This is a genomic window from Robertmurraya sp. DFI.2.37 (assembly GCF_029211245.1).
Taxonomy (GTDB): domain Bacteria; phylum Bacillota; class Bacilli; order Bacillales; family Cytobacillaceae; genus Robertmurraya; species Robertmurraya methanolica_A.
Genome location: NZ_JARGEJ010000116.1, coordinates 1 through 2,922, shown reverse-complemented (window position 1 = coordinate 2,922; position 2,922 = coordinate 1). Strand labels below are relative to the sequence as shown.

Genomic DNA, 2,922 nt, shown 5'->3' with positions numbered 1-2,922 from the left:
TCCTCCAAAACCCCTACCTCCAGTAAAATAACGTCAATTCCTATTTTACTAAAGTAGTAGGTTGATTGAGCAAAAGTGTAAAATCTTATCAAGCAATAACTGTCAACTTTATTCTAGCGTTTACATTAAATAGTAACAACTTTCCCTCTAGTCTAATTTTTATATATTCAATCTTTTTGTTTATATCTGTTTTATATTTAAATTCGAGCGGTAAATTACTGAAACTTTTACTGGAAAATCCAATGTAAAGATTAGACATACCGGGATATTTTTCATGTATTTGTGTAATCTCTTTTGGCTCTTGGCTTAGTGGTCTTACATAGAAAATTACATCATTCATTTGTTCAGAATAGGTCACAGGTTCTTGATCGTCACCTAACCTTGGTATATAGTCTTGTACTGTAGCAAGTACACCCACCATATAGTTTTCTCTAATCTGGTCAATTATCTTTGTAGAATAAGGTTTTATCATCATACTAAAATCCCTTGCCTTTCGGAAGTTTTTATGTATCCAATCCATTCTATAAACTCTTTAAAGTTACCAATTTCTAGTGTTACTAATTTTTTATTATGTTTCTCAGATTCAATTTTAATTGAACGGATTTTCCGGGAAGATATCCCTTTTGTTAAGAGATAGACGGTTTCTACATCTGTATTTTTGTAAAGCTTTGTACACTGTTCTTTGTTTTCAGGGTTCACAATATTCAGTTCAGGGAACATTTCAGTTGTTAATTCGTAATCTACTAGACAAATGATTCCCCAATTACGTTTGATCGCACTTTGCTCATAGAACTTTGTTAAACGGTCCTTCTTAATAAGGTTTTCCATCTCAATTGTTTTCTTTAACAGATTAATTTGAGATTTATATTCGCTTCTAATCTGTTTAGTTTGTTGTTCCAAGTTTGTAATCACTTCCTTCGATTTTTCCTCTTCTAAGTTTAGGAATTTCTTAAGAGTTTCTATTTCTTGTTGCATTTTCTCTTTTTGCTTTATCACTACTTTGGATTCTTTTATATTCAATTTTTGGACTGCTCTCAATTCATTAATCTCTTCAGCCATTTCTTTTATTGTTTGATTTTTTGTAAATAATTGAGTTTCATATTTATTAACTATAGACTCAATTTTATTTTCATTACTCTTGTCTACTTTATTGTTTTGAAGATATTCAAGTATGAGGTCAATAGTAAGTAACATTTTTATTTCAGCATCTTCTTCGTCATGCATGTTTATATATGAAATATTGGTTAATTCAACACCGTATTTTTCTTTTAAATTAGAGTATTCATTATAAAATTTTAGAAAATCATAATCTCGTACTTCTTCTTTACATTTCTCATATTGTTCTTTGACCCTATCTAAGAAAGTAGTATGTTTTAAAAATCCTGCTAATAAAAAATCAGACGATTGCTCCCCCATTTGTTGTTTATACTTTCGTAGAAAATCTATTAACTCCTCTTTTACATCAAAATTATATATATTTGTGAATGGAGGTAGGTTCTCTTTAATATTTTCACTGATTTTTTCCAATATTCCCCTCGTTTCCTCTGGATATTTTAGTAATAATTTAGAGTATAGAAAATAAGGTGCAACGTTATTAATATCACTAAACATGATCACCGAGTCTTTAAACGTTTTTCCCATTGGAATGTCTTTATATTTGTTGATATAAGTATAAAAAGGATCAGGTCCCCCTTTCCTTCTTTTCCTAATCATATTTGGGGTAGCAGATTTAAAGATTCTTTTAATGTGTTGTTTTTTCTGTTCCAAGTTAGCAGTATTCTTACGAGTACCTAATGGTTGTTCCTGAAAGTAGTTCATTACTCGATTCGCTTCTTCATCATCTAACAGTTCTACAAATATATCCATTTCATGCATGTTTTTTCCTCCTTTCGACTAATTATACCATTACTTTACAATTGAATTTTATACGAATTTCATACAAATTTGTCCAATTTCCCCTTTAAGTTATTTTCATTCATATATAATAAGTAGATTGCTCATAACAAAAATCACACAATACATTTTTTATTCCAAGGGGAGATTAGAATAAAGATACCTTGAGAATTAATTATGTTATGTCACACATTTGATAGATAAAAGGAAAGGGTGAATGTGTATTTTGCAATAGAAAAGTGCAGAAAAATGCAATTAAAAATGCAGAGTTTTGCCACCCAGGAAAGTGATAATGTGCGCGTGATGTATTAAACGATCAACTAAAGCAGCTGCTAGCCTAGAATCAGAAAATATCCGATTCCATTGGCTAAATTCTAAATTTGGTGTAAGGATATGACTTTTCTGCTCATAACACTATGATATGAGTTGGAATAGTTTGTGAACTAGAAGAAATATTGATTTTTTCGGAGATTTAGCAATCTTGTTCAGGCTTTTATACATTAACTTTACTTAGGCCTGATTTTTTGAAGAAGGCATTAATACAAAAGTCCTTTTTAATGATAGGTGTTTTATATGTATTGAAACCTTCAAATTTATTCTGCTATAGAAACATTTAACTTTAAATATATTTAATTTTGTACCTTTATGTTTTGTAAAAAAACATACTTACGAAGCATTTTTACCCCAAGGTAAAATAAAATGTTAGCATCCATTAATTTTTATGGTTCAACGTCAATTGTTGGGGTGAAGTAACGCCCTTACCCAATATGAACACCCACTTTTTTATACTTATGTGTTAATAAAATTTTAGCTCTAAAACGCTTAAAGCTTCGAAAGCCAAACGCATTCCTTTTCAGTACTTTTGTTAGATTATTGATCCCTTCTAAAAACCCATTCGAATCATCATAAGCAAAACTATTCAGGATTTCTATTTGCCAATTTTGGAGGGTTCGAATCGCCTTTTTAAACTCTGGAATATTCGCCTTTTCTACACGCCGATAAAACTCCTTTAGGGATTCCTTTGTCTCG

At 30.3% G+C, this 2,922-nt stretch carries 3 protein-coding genes and 1 pseudogene; all 4 read right to left on the bottom strand.

Translation table 11 applies throughout. From position 1 onward, the window contains the following. Positions 1-88: 88 nt before the first annotated feature. A complete protein-coding gene (locus PZE06_RS25550; protein WP_191963724.1) occupies positions 89-475 on the bottom strand; it encodes a hypothetical protein in 387 nt (128 codons plus the stop codon). Then, a complete protein-coding gene (locus PZE06_RS25545) occupies positions 472-1,875 on the bottom strand; it encodes a hypothetical protein (RefSeq protein ID WP_150917825.1) in 1,404 nt (467 codons plus the stop codon). The genes PZE06_RS25550 and PZE06_RS25545 overlap by 4 nt, the downstream gene beginning before the upstream one ends. 273 nt (positions 1,876-2,148) lie before the next feature. Then, a pseudogene (locus PZE06_RS25540) lies at positions 2,149-2,307 on the bottom strand (ATP-binding protein); the annotation flags it as partial. Positions 2,308-2,651: 344 nt separating this feature from the next. Then, the coding region (locus PZE06_RS25535; protein ID WP_275792088.1) for a transposase at positions 2,652-2,922 on the bottom strand (271 nt) is incomplete at its 5' end.